Source organism: Fervidicola ferrireducens, assembly GCF_001562425.1.
Classification (GTDB): domain Bacteria; phylum Bacillota; class Thermosediminibacteria; order Thermosediminibacterales; family Thermosediminibacteraceae; genus Fervidicola; species Fervidicola ferrireducens.
The window spans coordinates 43,863-63,057 of sequence record NZ_LOED01000004.1 but is presented as its reverse complement, the minus strand read 5'-3'; the positions used below and the strand labels follow the sequence as shown (position 1 = coordinate 63,057).

19 protein-coding genes and 2 pseudogenes are annotated in these 19,195 nt (G+C 40.5%); 20 read left to right on the top strand and 1 reads right to left on the bottom strand.

The window, feature by feature from the left end:
- The first annotated feature begins 99 nt into the window (after positions 1-99).
- Complete coding sequence (locus AN618_RS02900; protein WP_425402668.1) at positions 100-534, top strand: Fur family transcriptional regulator; 435 nt, start codon at positions 100-102, stop codon at positions 532-534.
- 46 nt (positions 535-580) lie between these two features.
- On the opposite strand, the gene AN618_RS02895 is transcribed toward AN618_RS02900, so the two are convergent.
- On the bottom strand, positions 581-3,286 hold the full coding sequence (locus tag AN618_RS02895; protein ID WP_066351854.1) for a calcium-transporting P-type ATPase, PMR1-type: 2,706 nt from the start codon (positions 3,284-3,286) through the stop codon (positions 581-583).
- A 505-nt stretch (positions 3,287-3,791) separates the two neighbouring features.
- Between AN618_RS02895 and AN618_RS13945 the strand changes: the two are divergent.
- The 19 genes and pseudogenes from AN618_RS13945 (at position 3,792) to efp (ending at position 19,184) form a co-directional block, all read left to right on the top strand.
- Positions 3,792-5,479: pseudogene (locus AN618_RS13945) on the top strand (IS200/IS605 family accessory protein TnpB-related protein).
- Between the two features lie 316 nt (positions 5,480-5,795).
- Positions 5,796-6,272: a QueT transporter family protein gene (locus AN618_RS02880; protein ID WP_066351972.1), complete on the top strand. Its 477-nt coding sequence runs from the start codon at positions 5,796-5,798 to the stop codon at positions 6,270-6,272.
- Between the two features lie 14 nt (positions 6,273-6,286).
- The gene (gene mltG / locus AN618_RS02875) at positions 6,287-7,360 is read left to right on the top strand and encodes an endolytic transglycosylase MltG (protein WP_066351849.1); all 1,074 of its coding nucleotides are present in this window, start codon (positions 6,287-6,289) and stop codon (positions 7,358-7,360) included.
- Between the two features lie 176 nt (positions 7,361-7,536).
- Positions 7,537-9,006, top strand: coding sequence for a peptidoglycan D,D-transpeptidase FtsI family protein (locus tag AN618_RS02870; RefSeq protein ID WP_157081609.1), 1,470 nt, complete (start codon positions 7,537-7,539; stop codon positions 9,004-9,006).
- A 60-nt stretch (positions 9,007-9,066) separates the two neighbouring features.
- The gene (sigK, locus tag AN618_RS02865; RefSeq protein ID WP_066351842.1) at positions 9,067-9,786 is read left to right on the top strand and encodes an RNA polymerase sporulation sigma factor SigK; all 720 of its coding nucleotides are present in this window, start codon (positions 9,067-9,069) and stop codon (positions 9,784-9,786) included.
- A gap of 66 nt (positions 9,787-9,852) precedes the next feature.
- Complete coding sequence (locus AN618_RS02860) at positions 9,853-10,365, top strand: YqeG family HAD IIIA-type phosphatase (RefSeq protein WP_066351835.1); 513 nt, start codon at positions 9,853-9,855, stop codon at positions 10,363-10,365.
- A gap of 62 nt (positions 10,366-10,427) precedes the next feature.
- Positions 10,428-12,131, top strand: a complete 1,704-nt coding sequence (locus tag AN618_RS02855) for a GspE/PulE family protein (protein ID WP_083515011.1) — start codon at positions 10,428-10,430, stop codon at positions 12,129-12,131.
- Between the two features lie 17 nt (positions 12,132-12,148).
- Positions 12,149-13,354, top strand: a complete 1,206-nt coding sequence (locus tag AN618_RS02850; RefSeq protein WP_066351834.1) for a type II secretion system F family protein — start codon at positions 12,149-12,151, stop codon at positions 13,352-13,354.
- A 28-nt stretch (positions 13,355-13,382) separates the two neighbouring features.
- Positions 13,383-13,727 (top strand): type II secretion system protein, encoded by a 345-nt coding sequence (locus AN618_RS02845; protein WP_066351833.1) that lies wholly within the window; start codon positions 13,383-13,385, stop codon positions 13,725-13,727.
- 22 nt (positions 13,728-13,749) lie between these two features.
- Positions 13,750-13,824: pseudogene (locus AN618_RS14135) on the top strand (prepilin-type N-terminal cleavage/methylation domain-containing protein); the annotation flags it as partial.
- A gap of 33 nt (positions 13,825-13,857) precedes the next feature.
- Entirely contained in the window at positions 13,858-14,199 is a 342-nt protein-coding gene (locus tag AN618_RS02840; RefSeq protein WP_245628362.1) for a GspH/FimT family protein, read from the top strand.
- Positions 14,183-14,566, top strand: a complete 384-nt coding sequence (locus AN618_RS02835) for a type IV pilus modification PilV family protein (RefSeq protein ID WP_066351827.1) — start codon at positions 14,183-14,185, stop codon at positions 14,564-14,566. The genes AN618_RS02840 and AN618_RS02835 overlap by 17 nt, the downstream gene beginning before the upstream one ends.
- On the top strand, positions 14,541-15,017 hold the full coding sequence (locus AN618_RS02830; protein WP_066351826.1) for a PilW family protein: 477 nt from the start codon (positions 14,541-14,543) through the stop codon (positions 15,015-15,017). The genes AN618_RS02835 and AN618_RS02830 overlap by 26 nt, the downstream gene beginning before the upstream one ends.
- A gap of 20 nt (positions 15,018-15,037) precedes the next feature.
- On the top strand, positions 15,038-15,313 hold the full coding sequence (locus AN618_RS02825) for a late competence development ComFB family protein (RefSeq protein ID WP_066351823.1): 276 nt from the start codon (positions 15,038-15,040) through the stop codon (positions 15,311-15,313).
- A gap of 11 nt (positions 15,314-15,324) precedes the next feature.
- Entirely contained in the window at positions 15,325-16,329 is a 1,005-nt protein-coding gene (pilM, locus tag AN618_RS02820) for a pilus assembly protein PilM (RefSeq protein ID WP_066351820.1), read from the top strand.
- Complete coding sequence (locus AN618_RS02815) at positions 16,329-16,898, top strand: PilN domain-containing protein (protein WP_066351818.1); 570 nt, start codon at positions 16,329-16,331, stop codon at positions 16,896-16,898. The genes pilM and AN618_RS02815 overlap by 1 nt, the downstream gene beginning before the upstream one ends.
- Complete coding sequence (gene pilO, locus AN618_RS02810; protein ID WP_066351816.1) at positions 16,873-17,409, top strand: type 4a pilus biogenesis protein PilO; 537 nt, start codon at positions 16,873-16,875, stop codon at positions 17,407-17,409. The genes AN618_RS02815 and pilO overlap by 26 nt, the downstream gene beginning before the upstream one ends.
- Positions 17,410-17,514: 105 nt before the next feature.
- Positions 17,515-18,588, top strand: coding sequence for a M24 family metallopeptidase (locus AN618_RS02805; RefSeq protein WP_066351814.1), 1,074 nt, complete (start codon positions 17,515-17,517; stop codon positions 18,586-18,588).
- A 38-nt stretch (positions 18,589-18,626) separates the two neighbouring features.
- Entirely contained in the window at positions 18,627-19,184 is a 558-nt protein-coding gene (gene efp / locus AN618_RS02800) for an elongation factor P (RefSeq protein ID WP_066351810.1), read from the top strand.
- Positions 19,185-19,195 lie beyond the last annotated feature (11 nt).

Here is a 19,195-nt window from a genome sequence, read left to right as displayed (position 1 = left end):
GACGGATTATGAAGATGTATAATTAACGTTGTGCAACAGTTTTATCAGGAGGGAAGGATTTTGCCTGAAAGAAAAGGAAAAAAAAACGAGGACGATAAAATAAGAAAGATGAAATTTTTTGAAGATAAACTGAGGAACAGAGAAGTAAAACTCACCCCTCAGAGAAAGGCAACTTTGGATGTGCTTTTGGAAAATCCTTCAAGGCATATGAGCACCGAAGAAATATACGCATTGGTAAAAAAGAAATTTCCGGAAATAGGGCTTGCCACCATCTACAGAACTTTGCAGCTTTTCGATGAATGCGACATAATAAAAAAGCTCAATTTTGGCGATGGGTGTTACAGGTACGAGCTCAGCGAGGATGAAAAACACCAGCACCACCATCTGGTTTGTTTAAAATGTGGTCAGGTTTACGAGTTTGACGATGATCTTCTTGAAGAGTTGGAACACCAGATTGAAACTAAAAATGAATTTAAAATTATAGACCACATGGTAAAATTTCTGGGTTATTGCAAAAAATGTCAGGGAAGTTAAGAATAAAAGAGCTTGTCCTTTTAAAAGACAAGCTCTTTTTAGTTTTTTATGCTTTGGCTTTCCTTAGAAATATTTTACTTATTTCGGCTGATGCAAAAGGAATTAAGCCAAATAGTATAATGATATCCATTTCCATAAAAGTTAAGTATGTGGTATCGAAAACGGTCCTCAAAAACGGTATATAAATCACGGCAAAAAGCAATATCAGTGATATGGAAGTGCCTAATACCATGAAGCGATTAGTGAAAAAGCCGATCTTAAATACTGAGTAGGTCTCAGAACGGGAAGTATACGCGCGCAGAAGTTCGCTAAAAATTAACGTAGTAAAAGCAAAGGTCCTGGCTTTTTCTAAATCGGCTGTTGTTTTTAATGCATAGACGAATACTCCTACTACTGCGACGGTCATGAAAATACTCTGAATTGCTATTTGCCAGCGCATCCTTCCATCTATAATGGGCTCTTCTGGTTTTCTAGGCGGCCTTTGCATAATATCGGGCTCCTTATTTTCCATTCCGAGGGCTAGGGCAGGGAATGCGTCTGTCAGCACATTTATCCATAATAGCTGAATCGGTTTTAACGGAATGGGCAATCCCGCCAGCATGGAAACGAATATGATAAGAATTTCAGCTATGTTGCAAGACAAGAGAAAAAATATGAATTTACGTATATTGGAATAAATGACGCGACCTTCCTCGACAGCTGCAACTATACTGGCGAAATTGTCGTCAACGAGAATCATATCGGCCGTTTCCTTTGCCACGTCAGTTCCGGTGATGCCCATAGCCACGCCTATATCCGCCTTCTTCAACGCAGGTGCATCGTTGACGCCGTCACCGGTCATGGCAGCGATATGACCGTTGTTTTTTATAGCGTCTACTATTCTTAGTTTGTGAATGGGGGATACTCTGGCGTAAACTGATACTTTTTTGGATTCTTTCAGAAGCTCTTCGTCGGTTATGGAATCGAGTTCCGCACCGGTCAGCACTCCGGTTTCATTTTCCATTAAGCCCAGCTCTTTTGCTATGGCCACTGCCGTGTCCTTATGGTCTCCGGTAATCATGACAGGTCTGATGCCGGCTTGTTTGCATATTTTTATGGCTTCAATGGCCTCAGGGCGCGGCGGGTCTATCATTCCGATTAATCCTACAAAAATCAGTTCCTTTTCGATATCTTCGGATTTGGGTTCTTCCGGCAATTTCTCCAATGGCCTGTAAGCTAGAGCAAGTACCCTCAATGCCTGAGAAGCCATGGTTTTGTTCGCAGCGTTTATTTCTTCAATATCATCCTGGGTTAATGGCAGTATCTGGTTGGTTTTATAGATGTACTTCGAACGGCTTAAAAGTACATCTGGAGCGCCTTTGACATAAGCCACGTATTTTCCGCCACATGGATGTATTGTGGTCATAAGTTTTCTATCTGAATCGAAGGGGATTTCTTTTACCCTTGGCTCGCTTTTTTCCAATTCAGAGGTAACCAATCCAGCTTTAGCTGCAGCGACTACAAGGGCGCCTTCTGTCGGATCGCCTAAAATTCTCCAGCTTGGGGAATCTTGTTCTTGGCTGACTTCTTCTAATTTTGCATCGTTGCAAAGAGCTCCGATTTTTAAAAGCAGTTCGAGCGCCGGATTGGATCTGGGGTCTACTTTCTTGTCATTCAGATAAAAATCTCCGAAGGGCCTGTAACCTTCGCCGGTTATGGAGAAAAATTGTCCGTCTGTAAAAATTTTTGTCGCGGTCATCTGGTTTTGAGTAAGGGTTCCGGTTTTATCCGAACATATAACGGTAGTACTCCCTAATGTTTCGACGGCATGTAATTTTTTAATAATTGCATTTCTCTTGACCATTCGTTGAAGACCTAGCGCTAGTACTATGGTTACAATAGCGGGAAGACCTTCGGGAATTGCAGCAACCGCCAGGCTTATTGCGGTCATGAATATTTCAAGGAAAGGAATACCTCTGAAAAGACCCATTAAAAATACCACACCGCAAATCACTAGGCTGGCAATTCCCAAAACCTTTCCTGTTTCCTCCAGCTTCTTTTGAAGGGGAGTTATTTCCTCCTCGTAAGATTCGAGCATTGTGGCAATCACGCCGATTTCGGTTTTCATTCCCGTCGAAACCACGATTCCTTTACCTCTACCATAGGTGACTACTGTGCCCATAAATGCGCAGTTAATCCTATCACCCAAGGGAACTTCGCCGTTTAAAACTTTTTCTGCGTCTTTTTCTACGGGTACCGATTCGCCGGTAAGGGCGGATTCATCGATCTTTAAATTAACGCTTTCTACTAATCGCAAATCGGCGGGTACGTAGTTTCCTGCTTCCAATAAAACTATGTCGCCAGGTACTAATTCGCGCGCCGGTATAACCTGAACTGTGGAATCTCTGATGACTTTAGCCTCGGGTGCAGCCATTTTTTTCAGAGCATCTAAAGCTTTGTTGGCTTTATATTCTTGAACAACCCCGAGTACCGCATTTAAAATTACGATAAAAATGATCACCAGTGAATCGATGACTTCACCTATGAGAATTGATATTAAGCTGGCAACTATAAGTATTATAACCAAGAAATCCTTGAATTGGTCTAAGAACATTTCGAATAAAGTTGGTCCTTTTTTGCCTACTAATTCGTTATATCCGAATTCTTTTAGCCTTTGCTGGGCGGTTTCCGAAGAAAGCCCTTCAGATAAAGATGTATTGAGAATTTCTGCTGCTTCTGTAGAACGCAGTGCGTACCACTTTTTGTTCTCCAAAAAAGACCCTCCCCTTAAAAGGTAACCTTTAATAAAGACTCTTTTTTATTATTTGCTTCTAAAAAAGATACGATTTAATTTTTTAAAAATTTCACCTCCCGTTTTTAAATAATAAAAATAACCTTTGACTGATTTCCAGAGAAATAGAAATACAGTCAAAGGTCTTGCCCCCAAAAGCGGGAGATAAAGCCAGGCAATCCGGTTATACTTACTCCAGATTGCCGAGATGATGGCTTTATCTTTTAGGCTACTCCCCTTTAACTAAACGAGGTTTGTTATGTAGTTTTCAAGGGGAATTATATAACAAAAAACTTTATTTGTAAAGGAGGATATTTTCCATAGAAAGTGGTTCAAGTTGACGCGGAAGGGCTTTAGCGATAAACTAAAATAGGAGTAAAAAAAATCAAGGAGGATTTGCTGGCTGTAGTGACTTCTTTTTCAGCCCGGCTGTATGGTGCGAGGGGTGGCAGAAAAATCCGGCAGGGCTTTCGGGAGCTGATACGGGATGCCGAAGAGACACGAGAAGGACAAATTTAGCATGACTGTGTGCGGGGAGTTCTTTCCGGAGATCTACCCGGCCTTTCGCTCGCGGAAATGGAGCCGGGGAGAGGAAGACCCTCTTGTGACAGAGATGCGTCTTTTCTGTGCCTGCATGCGGTGGGCTTTCAACCAGCTCTTGGAAGGCACTTCCCGTGATGAGATCAAAAAACTTGGCCAGAAGCTCTTCGGACTCAACTCCCGCTATGCGGACGACGCCAGGCTTAAGGTACAAGCTTTACTGGACTCCCAAAAAGAGTTACTGGAGTTGGAGATTGAGGAGACGGAAAAGAAGCTGGGCCGGGCGAGGAAGAAGCTCGGCCTCGCTATGAGGAAGCTGGTGAAAGCAGAGAGGAAAGGCGATGTCCCGGACATTGTTGAAAAACTCCGCCTGGTGGTCAAGGGGCGGAACAACCGGGTAGCGTCTTTAGAGGAGAAGCTAGCCGAACTGGGGGCTCACCGGGAAAACGGGACCGTACCCGGGGTGGTGTTTGGCGGGAGAAAACTGTGGGAAAGGGTCTGCAAAGGTCGGACCACGCGGAGGAGTGGCAGGCCGCCCGCAAAAACCGCCTCTACTCCCGGGGAGACGAGACAAAGGGTGGCAATCCGAACATAAAAGTAACCCACCATGAAGGGGAATTTTACTTGGCGGCGACTATTTCCCACCTCTCGGAGAAGGTGGGCGAAGACGCCCTTGGCCGTTCCAAGATGAGCCATGCTCCCAGGGTGGAGGGCAGGCTGTGGCTGTCAGAGAAGTACCGGGACCTGCTGCGGATGTGGCTGACTATGAAGCTGCCTTACACAGTAGAGCTGGTCCGTACCCCGGAAGGCCGCTATATAGTGCATCTGACTTTCGACTTTGGCGTGGTGCGGGAGCCCGACTTTACTAAAGGTTGTTTAGCCCTGGACACCAACCCTGATGGGGTGGCATTGTGCAATGTAAGTGCTTTGGGCTAGCCTGAGCCGTGGCCGGAAGACTTCCGTGTCCCCTGCCCCGGCAATCTGGGCAAGTATGAAGGAGAGTTTCAGCTCATCACTTACCCGAACGGCTTTCTCTACATCAGATTACCCGACCTGACCTATGCTTCCGGCTTCCGGCGGGACTACCTGATAGGCGTCCTGGCCAAAGTAGTAGTTGACATAGCCATTCTTTTGGGTAAGCCGATTATCTTGGAGGACCTCGATTTTGGCAAGGACAGGCTGGACACCAGCAAAAACTTCAACCGAATGGCTTCAAACTTTCCCTTTGCGAAAATGGTGGAAGCGGTGGGCAGGAGGGCTGTCAAGGAAGGGGTGTCCTTTAAGCTCGTGCCTGCCCGGCACACGTCCACCATTGGTTACTGGAAGTACATGGAGCGTTACGCCGTTCTAGTGCATTGCGCTGCGGCGCTGAGCATAGGCCGCCGGGTGATGGGCTTTAAGGAACGGATAACGAAAGAGCTTAAACAACTAGTAGCCCAAATCAAGCAAAACCTGACCTGTAAGGTCGATCCTTATACACCGAGGGAAGGAAGAGGGATGACCCGTAGGGTCAGGGCCTGCTTGAGGTGGCTGGAAGGGAAGCTCCTGCTGCACAACGGACTTGCTCAGTGGCAGCAGGAGGCGTATTACTCCGTCTGGCATGACCTCAAAAAGCTCGTCCTGTCCTTACGTTGACCCCGTTTAGCCGGTGTCGGACAAACCGGTAGGCGTCTCTAACAGAGCGGCTCGGGCGGCGGTTGCCCTTGTTGCGGGAAACCCAAATCCGCGGGTGCTCTGCACCCCGTTAAGTCCGTGCTGGTTGGGGCCGGGACAAGAGGGCGGGGAACCGCCCTGCTCGGGTTCCGGGTGGGACTCCCGGGCCGAGGTCCCCTGTCGCCCTGCCCCTCGGAGGGCAAATCAAATATCCGGAAAGGAGGCGAAAGCCTGGTCTGGGGGCCGACTTGGCTGGAGATAAAAACAGTCAAGTTTTTTGAACCAGGATGAAAGCTTAGTGAGATCTATCAGGTATATCGTACGCGCTTCGGTAATAGCCGGAATATATGCTGCATTGACGTATTTTTTAAAACCCATAAGTTATGGGCCACTGCAAGTGCGGGTTTCCGAAGCTCTTACTCTTTTGCCTTTAATAGAAAGTTCTGCAGTGCCCGGTCTTTTTGTGGGCTGTTTCTTGGCGAATTTACTCGGAGGTTTGGGTCCGTGGGATGTATATGGAGGAAGTCTTATAACCCTGGTTGCCGCATATTTGACCAGTAAAATGCCGAATCCGTTCCTGGGAGCAATTCCGCCTATAATACTTAACGCTCTTGGAGTATCGTATTATCTCAGCTTGCTATATGATATGCCTTATGCTCTTACTGCCTCCTACATTGCGCTTGGAGAGCTTATCGCTGTCGGTTTTCTGGGAATACCTATGTTGCTATTTATAAAAAGGACAGGCTTGAGAAGATATTTCGATAAAGCTCGATGAAGGTGGGGTTTTACTTGCAAGATATAAAAGTTTACTGGCAAAAGCTTAGGGATAGCCTGTGGAGACAGAAAATACGGCGATGGAGGCTGCTTTTTGTAGCGATACCTTTACTCTTGAGTCTTTCTGCGGTTTGGTGGTACTTTTGGATGCTGTCGCCGGCGAATCCAAAAAGGCTAGACACAGTATCCTTTGAGATAACAAGGGGTATGACGGCAAAGACCATAGGCGAAAGTCTGAAAAAGGAAGGATTGATAAAGAATTCTCTTATTTTTTTAATATATACGAAAATAAATCGACTTGATACAAAATTTAAAAGCGGCTGCTACCGTTTAAATTATGCCATGAGCCTTCCGGAGATGGTAGATAAATTTGTAAAAGGAGAAGTGGCGCTGAAAAAGGTGACTATTCCTGAGGGGTTGACTTTGGAAAAAATAGCCGAAGTGTTTGAGTCCAATGGACTTGCCGCCAAAGAGGAATTTTTGAGATTGGCTGTTCCTTCGCTATTTGAAGATAAATATCCATTTTTAAAGACGTTACCGGCAGGAGCAACGTTGGAAGGCTTTTTGTTTCCTGATACGTACTACTTGCCGGAAGACAGCCCTGTAAGCTTGTACATAGATGCAATGATAAAAAGATTTTACGATGTATATTATAGAAATGGAGAATTTCTAGAAAAGGAAAAAAAGCTGGGGCTTAATACATATCAAGTGATTACGCTGGCTTCTATAGTAGAAAGAGAAGCAAAATTGAACAGTGAAAAACCAGTTATTGCTGCCGTTTTTCTGAATAGATTGAAAAAGGGCATGCCGCTTCAGTCATGTGCAACTGTAGAATATGTACTTAAAGAGCATAAAGAGGTGCTTACTCTTGAAGACCTCAAGATAGAATCACCTTACAATACTTACATTAATTCCGGGCTTCCTCCTGGGCCCATATCTTCACCTGGAATGGAGTCCATAAAGGCTGTTTTAAATCCAGCAGATGTGGATTATCTATACTTCGTAGCAAATAAGGATGGTTCGCATACTTTTAGCAAAACATACGAAGAACATCTTAAAGCTAAAAAAGAAAGCGAACAAAAAAGGTAATTTTTATATAGCATAAAAAAATTAAAAAGTGAAAATCTATATATGGGTGATTGTATGTGAATAAGGGCGATAGAATAAGTTTTTTGTTCGCCTTTATATTTTTTTTAACAGGAGTTTTAATATTAAGGATTTTTGATATTCAAATATTATCTCACGATTACTTATCCAGCAAAGCTATGGCTCAATGGCGGGGAGTTTCGGGGGAAGTAACACGGGGTGGAATTTTTGACAGGAACGGTGAATCTCTTTTGGGTTCTTACGAAGAAAAGTATGTCTATATTTCTCCAAAGTGGCTAAAAGATACTGAAATTGAATTTCTGCAGAAAAATAACGTCCTAACTAAAACAAACTCGGACGAACCTAAGAGTATAAAGTTATCGGACATAAATTTGGAAATTACTAAAAAGTTTATCGGCAAGACCCCTGGTATTTTTATTTATTCAAAAAAGATGCGTTATGGATCTAGTGCCCTTGCTACTCATCTGGTTGGGTACAACGGAAAGGCGGGGATAGAAAAAGCTTTCAATCAAATTTTGGAAGGAGACAAAAAAGCAAATATATTTTTCGACGGTTTGGGGCAACCCATACCGGGAATATCGAAAGATGCATCCGGCGAAGAAAAGTGGGGAGTCTATCTGACAATTGACAGTAAAATACAATCCATAGTGGAAAGAATTATGGATCAATCGGTAAAAAAAGGCGCCGTTGTCGTAATGGATGCTGATAGTGGTGAGATTTTGGCGATGGCAAGTAGACCGAATTATAAACAATATGAGCTTGAGAAGTACATTAAAGGTGAAGATTCACCTCTTATAAATAGAGCTGTGCAAGCTTACATACCAGGCTCGATATTTAAAATCGTAGTTCTTTCTGCCGCTCTGGAAGAAAAGATTGCAACACTCGATGATGAATTTTTTTGTACAGGTTCAATAGAGGTAGGAGGAAATGTAATCCGTTGCAGCAGCTATGAAAAGGGTGGTCACGGACGTATTACCCTAAAAGAGGCTTTCGCTCATTCTTGTAATTCTGTTTTTATAGAACTTGGAATAAAGTTGGGCAAAGAGAGGATTTTAGAATACGCGGAGAAATTTGGTTTGGGTAAAACGGTATTGGATATACTGCCGGAAGAAAAACCTGGTTACATTCCACCTTACAAGAATGTTTATTATGCCGATCTGGGCAATCTTTCGATAGGGCAGGGGAACCTTCAAATTACGCCGTTACAAGCAGCACAAATCATGTTCATTATAGCGAACGACGGCCTTAGAAAACCTCCATTGCTTGTAAAAAAAGTGGTTGATAAAGACGGAGTCGTAAAGCAGCTGGAATTTAAAGAAAAAGAGGCGGAGAGAATAATTTCATCGGATACCGTAAGGAAGGTAAGAGAAGCTCTCGAGGCAGTGGTCGATTACGGAAGCGGCTTGTTCGCAGCTCCTTCGGAAGATGTTTTTAAAGCGGCAGGGAAGACAGGAACCGCCGAACTGGGCGACGGAACTAATCATGCATGGTTTGTGGGATATTTCCCGGCGGACAATCCACGATATATCATAGCCGTTTTTATAGAAAAAGGGCAGTCAGGTCCTTTAAAAGCGGCTCCTGTCTTTAGAAAAATTGCAGAAGAAATTTATTTTTTGAACGGAAAGTAAACATGCACTTCTTTTCACCCAAAGTCATATTATATAGGTACGCGAGGAAGGAGGATTCAAATGGAAGGCGTCCTGTCTTCCCTTTTGACTTTGGGTTTTTTATTTTTTAAAGAACTGCTTACATGGATGGGGTACATCAATAACAATAATACTTTTCCGCAACCGCTCACTCCTGAAGAAGAAGAAAAATATCTCGAACTATATAAAAAAGGTGACGAAGAGGCTAAAAACATATTAATAGAACGGAATTTGAGACTAGTTGCCCACATAGTTAAAAAATTCGCTAATACTGGAGAAGATATGGATGACCTGATTTCTATAGGCACTATCGGGTTAATAAAAGCCATAAATACGTTTAATGAAAGCAAGGGTAACCGACTGGCCACTTACGCTGCACGATGCATAGAAAACGAAATTTTGATGAATCTTCGTTCGACAAAGAAAACGAAGGTTGAAGTGTCTTTGCAGGATCCCATAGGTGTCGACAAGGAAGGCAATGAAATTTCTCTGATGGACGTATTAGGCACCGATTCCGATGCTATAATAGATGAAATAACGAATAAATTTCAGCTAAAGAAACTCCGAGACAAAGTGGGAACGGTTCTGGAAGAACGCGAAAAAAGGGTAATAGAATTGAGGTACGGGTTATACGATGGCAAAGTAAGAACTCAGAGAGAAACAGCCAAGATATTGGGGATTTCTAGATCTTATGTATCTAGAATAGAAAAAAAGGCGATAAAAAAATTATTTAATGAGTTTTTTTCAGAAGGCTGCAGTTAACCGGCTCGTAGTATGATATAATTTATATGCGCTTTTTTATTTAAATTATTTTTTACGGAGGCCTTTATGTGGAACTTATTTTTGCCAGATTTTTACGTTATGGACATCTTCGAAATAGATTTTGACTATTTGAAAAAAAACGATATCAAAGCTATATTAATAGATCTGGATAATACGCTCGTTCCATGGAATTCCAGCGAGGTGAACGATGAACTTATAGAATGGATTGAAAAAGGCAAGGCAAAAGGCTTTAAATTTTGTATAGTGTCGAACAATCTAGCTCGGAGAATAATAGAGTGCTCGAAAAAATTGGGGATTCCCGCCGTAACAGGAGCTTTTAAACCGGGCAAAAAAATCTTTTTAAAAGGATTGGAAATTACGGGGACTTCGGCAAAGGAAACCGCTTTTGTAGGAGACCAGTTATTTACGGATGTCTTGGGGGCCAAAAGGATGGGAATGATGGTTATATTGGTAAAACCGATAAGTGAACAAGAGTTTTTCTGGACAAGAATTATAAGGCGTTTTGAGAAAAAATTGATCGATTTTATGGAAAAAAGAGGTCTCTTGACGAAATTTTAGGTTTTATCAACTTTACAAGGCAATTTTTTTTATGGCTTTTTAGAGGAATTTGAAAAATAACGTTGAATATTTACCATGTAGGAAAAATTTACTACAATGGTGATACGGTGATTAAAAAAATTGGCGAAATATTGTTAGAATACAATATAATTTCCAAATACCAGCTTGAAGATGCTCTGGATTTACAAAAAAAGACCGGGAAACGAATTGGTGAAATATTAGTTGAGCTTGGGTTGATAAAAGAAAAATTGTTGATGGAAGTCCTGGAATTTCAATTAGGAATACCCTATGTGGATCTAAATGCTTATGATATCGATCCTGAGATCATAAAATTCCTACCAGAGAGCCTTGCAAGAAAATATAACGCTTTTCCAGTCAAATATAAAGAAGGGGTCCTTACTTTAGCTTTAAGCGATCCTGTAGACGTTGTTGCGATAAACGACTTAAGGGTTATAACCGGAAAGGAGATTCAAATAGCTCTGGCATCGAAAACTCAGATAGAGCGGGCAATAGAAATATTTTATTCGGCAAAAGATTCCATAAAAGAGGTTCTACAGAACATAGGTATTAGACTTCAGGATGAATCATCATACGAGGATTTATACGATGAAGAAAGCGCTCCAATAATAAAATTGGTAAATACCGTTCTATTCAGGGCAATTTCTGAAGGCGCAAGTGACATCCATATAGAACCCCAGGGAAAAGAGATCAGAGTAAGGTATCGTATAGACGGGGAGTTATTTGAAGTTATCAGATGGCCGAAAGAACTTCTCGATTCCGTAGTTACGAGAATTAAAATTATGGGTGGCATGGATATAGCTCAGAAAAGAATTGCACAGGATGGGCATTTTGATTTTCCTATTAACGATAACATCTATGACATTAGGGTATCGACGATGCCTACAATTCACGGAGAAAAACTGGTCCTTAGAATATTCAATCATCAGCGGATGACACTGGATTTGAAATACTTGGGATTTGACAGCTATGAACTGGATTTAATATCGAAAATGCTCCAATTCCCGCACGGAATGATACTCGTTACTGGACCGACCGGAAGTGGCAAAACGACGACTCTTTATTCCATGCTGAATCACATCAATAATTCATCAAAAAACATAGTTACGTTAGAAGATCCAGTAGAATACATAATTGACGGTATAAATCAATTACAAATAAATCCAAAAGCTGGAGTTACTTTTGCCCAGGCCCTTCGTTCAATTTTGAGGCAGGATCCAAACGTCATAATGGTAGGGGAAATAAGGGACAGGGAAACGGCGGAGATAGCGGTAAGAGCTGCGCTTACCGGACATTTGGTCCTTTCAACTCTACATACAGGAGATGCGGTTGGGTCAATAACTAGGTTGCTCGGTATGGGCGTGGAGGCATCATTGGTAGCTTCCAGCTTAATAGGAGTAGTTTCACAGAGGTTGATAAGAAAAATATGTCCATACTGTAAGGAAGAATACCAACCGGAGGTGCAAGACTTAATAGCATTAGGTTTGGGTGTAAACCAAAAACTATTTCACGGGAAAGGCTGTAATCTGTGTAATAAGTCGGGGTTTAGCGGGAGAACTGTCATAGCAGAGATTCTTCTCCTTACTCAAAAGCATCGGGAACTAATCACTAGAGGAAATTTAACCGAGGAATTTACAAAAGTTTCTAAGCAGATGGGTTTTAGGAGCATTCGAGAAACTGCAGTAAAAAAAGTTATTGAAGGGATAACCACACCGAGAGAAATAATCAAGGTTATTTTTTCTAATTAAAAGAGGTGTTCTTCCAATTGGCTGTATATTACTATCGCGGTAAGAACTTGAAAGGGGAAATATTGCATGGAGTTTACGAAACGCAGAGTGAAACCGACATCGTTGAACTCTTGAGAAAAAATGGGTTCTATCCGGTCACCATTAAAAAACATCCTTTCTATTCTTTTTTGTACTTTTTGGGAGAGATTTCTTTAAATAAAAAATATAATGAGCTCGCATTTTTTTGCCGTCAGATGTCCGGAATGCTTGAAGTGGGCATGCCTGTAATGGATTGTCTTGCGGTCTTATGTCAGCAAAGTTCCCATCCAGGCCTGGCGAGGACTTTTAAAAAAATGATGAGAGATTTAAATAGGGGTTTTACTTTGTCGGAAGCTTTCAAAAATCAACCGGGTATATTTCCGGATATACTCGTATATGCCGTGGAAACGGGGGAAATTTCGGGCAAGTTAGAAGACATCCTGAAAAAGTTGGCGGTGTATTTTGAAACAATTGCAAAATACCGGCAGCGTTTTAAAACCTCCATGATTTATCCGGCCTTTTTGGGTCTTATAAGTATAGCCGTTTACTATTTTTTATCATACACCTTAATGCCATTATACTCTAATATGTTTGCGCAAGCTGGAATCTACCTTCCGGTGCCGACTCAAATTTTTATAGCTATTACTGTTAATTCGAAAGGACTTGCGATTTCTCTGACTTTAATTATTATATCGATATTGTTGATTCAACACAGGTTTAGGCAAAATTCAAAAAAAGCTTACAAAATCGATAAATTTTTACTTAATATGCCGGTGTTAGGGCTTTTAATAAAAAACAATAATGCGGCCAATTTTTGCAGGATTCTCGGCATTTTGTTGTCAAGCGGCATACCTTTGATAAAGGCTATCGAGCTGGCCGAAAAGAATATGAGCAATTATGTATTTAAATTGGACTTACGGGTAGCTAGAGAAAATATAAAAAAAGGGGAAACATTGGCAAGTTCCCTAAAAACTTCATCTTTTCCCATCTTTATGTTGAGGATGTTGCAGACCGGTATAGAATCCGGAAGGCTCGATGAAATTTTATTTAAAACTGCAGACTTTTATGATAACGAAGTTAATGCCTTACAACAGAGGGTTTTGGCTTTAGTTGAACCGCTGGCAATTCTTTTAATGTCGATAATTATAGGTTTTACGGTAATATCAGCAGTTCTTCCTATGTTTCGCATGTATACTACATTTTAAATTGAGAGAAAAAGAGGGGGGGATAATTTTGGCGAATAAAGGAGAACAGGGATTTACGCTGTTGGAGCTGCTTATAGTCATAGCAATCATTACTTTGGTATTAGCGATTACCGTTCCTAGTGTATCGGGTTTGATAAACGATTCGAAACAAAAAATAGCCAAGGCCAATGAAACCATGCTGAAAAACGCCCTTGAAATGTACTATACAGCAAATGAAAAATACCCAGTAGGTGACGTCAATAATTTAAAAGAAGCTTTAATCCCGACCTACTTAAATCAAGATAGTTGGGACAAAATGACAGAAAAATTCGTCATAACATACAGTTCATCCGACGGTACTAGTTTCGAATTGAGCGTAAGCTCTAAAAATTAAATTTCCTCTTTCGAGGTGACCTATGGGTATTAAATTAACGTCCAGAGGCTTTACTTTGATAGAAACTATAGCGGCAACGGCGATTTTTTGTGTCCTTTGTTTTGGTCTCCTTCCTAATGTAAAGGGTATCATGGAAAATTTCAAACTGCAGCTTGCAGCTCAAAAATTATCCCAAGATATAAGAACTATACAACAGCAGGCCATGTCTGAAGGTGAAAACTACAAAATCCTGTTTGACGTATATAGGCGTGATAATTATCAAATACTTAAGGGCTTTAAGTCATCAAGAGTATTTTTGCCGAAAGGAATTTCTTTTTTGTGGACAAATTTTCCTGATAACACATTGATATTTACTCCTTCTGGAGCTCCACAGCAGGGAGGCACCGTAGCTATAAAGAATCAAAAGAAGAGACTTTACGTCATAGTGAATGTTGCTACAGGAAGAGTGAGAATTAGTGAAATGGCACCGTAACTATATTAGGGGGGACGAAGGTTTTACTTTAGTTGAAATAGCAGTAGCCGTTGCAATTTTGGGGATTGTTGTTGCTTCTTTACTCAGCCTTTTTGCTCAAAGTCTTTTTGCGTCAAAATTTAGCAAGGAGATTACTGCGGCTACATTACTAGCCCAGGAGAAAATAGAAGAAATAAAAGGTTTATCTTTTGAAGAACTTCAAAAAGCAGAAGGACTTACCGAAGAAACTGTAGAATTGAGCGATATGGAATTTACGATCTACGAAAAAATTGAAAAAATTGACGACGCCTTGATGAAAATTAGCGTGGAGGTAAAAACAAAAAATAACAATGGGGTTAGAATTGTCACGTATCGCGGAACATTTTAGAAACGAAAAAGGAATGACCCTTATCGAACTGATATTATCGGCAGCTATTTTATCTCTTTTATTTGTTGCATCTTATACATTACTTGGTTCGGGGATGAAAATATACAGGCAAAGTTGGGAAGAACTGTCGAACCTGCAAAATGCCCGTTATGCAATAAACAGGCTTTCTATTGCGATAGTACAGGCAAAGGATGTAAAGGTTGTATCGAACAGCAAAATTGAAATCAGGCTGCCAGACGACTCCAAAGTTTATTATTACCTGGAATATGGCACTTTGTACCGGGAAAAAAACGGCGGGAAAAACCCGGTAGCGGAACTTTCTTTTATCGAATTTCGACAAAATCCGGGTTCTAAGGTCGTAAAAGTTGCACTGAAAGCCGGGAAAGAGAGAAGCGTTACTTTCCAAACGTCGGTAACCCCCTTTGGGGCCTTAATTGGTATTCAGCCTTAGGTTTTGGAGGGAAAGAAAAGATGGGGAAGAAGTTGTGCTTAAAAAATTATATGGAAGACGTGGTATTTTCTCTTTTGGATGGATTGATAAAAGAAAAAAATGCATGTGCCTGTGAAAGATGTAAATACGATATCGCGGCTATAGCATTAAACAATTTGCCTCCTAAATATGTCGTCACAGAAAGCGGCGAAGTTTTTGCAAAAACGCAACTCTTAAATCAGCAATTCAGGACAAATGCAGTGGTCGAGATTTTAAAAGCTATAGAGATTGTCCGAAATAATCCGCATCATTGTTGAAAGGTGAAATCATGTTTAACCTCCCGAAATTTGTCGGTATTGATGTAGGGAACAGAGCTATAAAGATTGTTCAATTAGAAAAATGTAAAAATAAATTAAGAGTAAAAAATTTATGGTCTATACCTAATCGTTCGGAGAACCGAGCCTGTTCAAAAGAGGCGGGGTGTGAAAACCTCATCGCGGTTTTTGATCTTCTAAAAGATCATCTAAAAAAGCAGAAGATAACGATTGGTATTCCAAATGATAGAGCGCTTTATAAAAAAATAGAATTGCCTAAAATGGGACCTGGAGAACTGAAACAAGCCATTTTCTGGGAGAAGAAGGAATTAATGGAAGAATTAGATGGAGAGTATGTTGTAGATTATGAAGTAATAAAAGCCAAAACTAATTCTTATGAAATTTTAATGGCCGCGGCGTCAAAAGGCGATGTAATGGGTTACTTATATTCTGTAAGAGAATCGGGATTGTTTCTTGAAGCCATAGATATCTACCCACTTTCAATTTCTCGGGTATTTAAGTCCTCGTTTCCAGAACATAATCTGGTAGTAGTCGACATTGGTGCTGCAAGGACGGAGATTACACTATTTGATTGCGGCAAGGTAGATTTTACTTATTCAGTTCCCACAGGCGGCGATGACATGACAAAGTTAATAGCTAAATCCTTTTCGCTCAATGAATCTGAGGCAGAATCAATCAAAAAAAATCCCGGAAATTATCAAAACGAAGTTAAAGAATGCCTTACCCCCTTAATTCATCATCTGACGCTTCAGATAATTAGATGCATAAAGTATTTTCAACAAAGAAAAGGTGAGGAAGTAAAAACCGCCGTTTTTACCGGTGGTGGGGGAAAGCTACTAGGGTTGAAAGACTATTTTTTCAATGAAACGCGAATCGAAGTATTCCTGGCCCACGAGCTCGATTTTCCTAATATAGAAATAGACCCAAATTTAAAAAGCGGTTTTGATAAGATGGAATTTTCGTGTGCTTTAGGTTATGCCTTGAGAGGAGTATTCTAGTGCACAAATTGAATCTGATTCCCGAAGAATACTTAAAAACTGGCAGAAAAAAACGAACAAAACTGTCATTTATCTTTTCGGGACTTGTTATATTTATTTTTATGACGGTTAGTGTCTTAAGATATAATGCCTTGTTATCAGAGTTAAAAACTGAACTCGAAGAATTGGATAAGTCTATTTTCTTTTATCGTTCTTCTTTCGGTTCTGGGAAGGATGCAGAAAAACTCTATTTAGATTTACAGGAAAGAACGAAAATAATAAATGCACTATTGAAAGATAGAGTAATAATGTCCGAGTACCTCCGAAAAATATTGGAAACGCCTCCTCCTGGCACGCTTTTGACTTCTATCGATATAGATGGCGGCGGAAATGGTGTAATAAGGGGAATTTCCCCCGAATATTCGTCTATTGCGTATATGATTGAAAATCTTAAGGAAAACAACGATGAAATATCTAAAGTGCGCCTTGGATTTATAAAAAAAGAATCGGAAAAAAATTTTTATACCTTCGAGATAATTTTCCACATCCGGGGGAATGATTTGATTGAACAACAAACTGACCCGACGTGAAAAAATTTTATTGTCATTGTTTTTTATAACCTGTACATTTATTGCTTTTTTCAAAATAGGCTACGGATGGATAGAAAAGTACCTCCTTACAAAAGCCGAAGTGCAACAGAAAAGAGCAGTTCTTTCACTATTGCAGGGGATTTACAGCAATAAAGATAGCGTAGATGAAGTGATTAAAACTAGTTTAGTGAAACTCCCTTCGGATGATGAAATATCTACTTACATTGTTAAGGTAGAAAGCTGGGCTAGGACTGAAAATATTAGCCTTCTTAGCATAAAACCTGGAGAAATTGTGGAGAATGGTAAAAGTAAGGTAAAAGTTATTCCCGTTGAAATCACATTGGAAGGTAAAAGAGATTCTTTTATAAGATTTTTAAACTGCATGGAAAGTTTTGAAAGAATAAGTCAGGTGAGTCGAGTAATAATGGAATATACAGGTAAAGCTGACTTATGGAAAAGTATATTGACGGTAAATCTTTTTTATTATCCAATGCCGGATGTAACTCATTAAAAAAATGGCATCTTCAAAAGTACCTATTCAAATAGTGGGAAATATGGTAATATAATAGGAGATTTGTTATGTATATTGTGCAAGGTAAAATTCAGGAGGTCGTATATGAATCAATCAAGAATCAGCAATTTGCGACAAAAGTTAATAGATAAAGGTTTTGATGCGATACTGATTGTTAAACCCGAAAACCAATATTATCTTTGTGGATTCGATGGGGAAGGTTTTCTCGTAATAGGTAAAGAACGCAATATTGTTTTTACGGATTTTCGCTATGTCGAAGAAGCAAAAAGCAAAACAACCGGTGTGGAAATAGTAGAATTGAAATATAACATTTCACCTTATGAAAAATTTGCCCAGGAATTGATATCGATGGGGGTAAAGAAGATTGCCGTCGAGGGCCACTATCTGACGTTAAAATCATACGAAGAGATGAAAAATTTCTTTAATGGAATCGAAATAGTGAGCACGGAGAATCTTGTAGAGGAATTGAGAACGGTAAAGGACGAAACAGAACTTGATTTTATAAAACAAGCCCAATCAATTACCGATAAGACTTTTTCACATATTTTAGGTTATATCCGCCCGGGTGTTTCCGAAAACGACATAGCCCTTGAAATCGAATACTTTGTGAAAAAAAGCGGAGCTGATGGCCTTGCTTTCCCGACGATAATAGCTTCAGGGCCGAGAAGTTCACTTCCGCACGGAAAACCTACCGCGAGAAAACTTGAAGCCGGTGATTTTCTGACAATAGATTTCGGTGCAAAATTTAATCACTACTGCTCGGATATGACTCGAACAGTTTTTTTAGGCAAGTTAGATAAAGAAAAGGAAAGAATGTACAATATAGTCCTCGATGCGCAAAAAAGAGCATTGGAATATATTAAAGCAGGAGTTTCTTGTAAAGAGGTGGATACAATAGCAAGAGAGTTTATTGAAAAAAAGGGATTTGGCAAAAATTTCGGCCATAGTCTGGGTCATGGAGTGGGATTAGAAGTGCATGAAGGCCCAAGACTCAGCCAAAAAGGCGATGGTTGCCTTTTGCCGGGCATGGTAGTTACTGTTGAACCCGGAATTTATGTGGAAGGTTTTGGTGGAGTGAGGATTGAAGATTTGGTAATAGTTACTGATGATGGTTGCATAAATTTAACCCAATCGCCGAAGGATATAATTTGCTTATAACAACAACTTATAAAATTTCAATGAATGGAGGTATAGCCATGATTTCCACCAATGATTTAAGACCTGGTGTAACTGTTGAAATTGATGGAGAAGTTTATATGGTCATTGATTTTCAACATGTAAAACCCGGAAAAGGAGCGGCGTTCGTAAGGACAAAAATAAAAAATGTCAAGACGGGTCAGGTTTTTGAGCGGAACTTTAGGGCGGGAGAAAGGTTAAACAGAGCGATTGTAGAAAGAAAAACTATGCAGTATTTATATCAAGCTAGTGATACATACTATTTTATGGATACCAAGACTTATGAACAGATTCCTCTTACTAAGGAACAACTGGGTGACGCTATACTGTATCTGAAAGAAAACCTTGAAGTAGTTGTAATGTTTTACGAAGGAGTGCCTATTGGCGTTGAATTGCCGACTTTTGTGGAACTGACCGTGGTTGACACCGAACCAGGATTCAAAGGTGATACTGCCACTGGTGGTTCAAAACCCGCAACTTTGGAAACCGGAGCGGTAATTCAAGTGCCTCTATTTATAGAAAAGGGTGATGTAGTAAGGGTAGATACTAGGACCGGTGAGTATTTAAGCCGAGTCTAAATAAAATACGG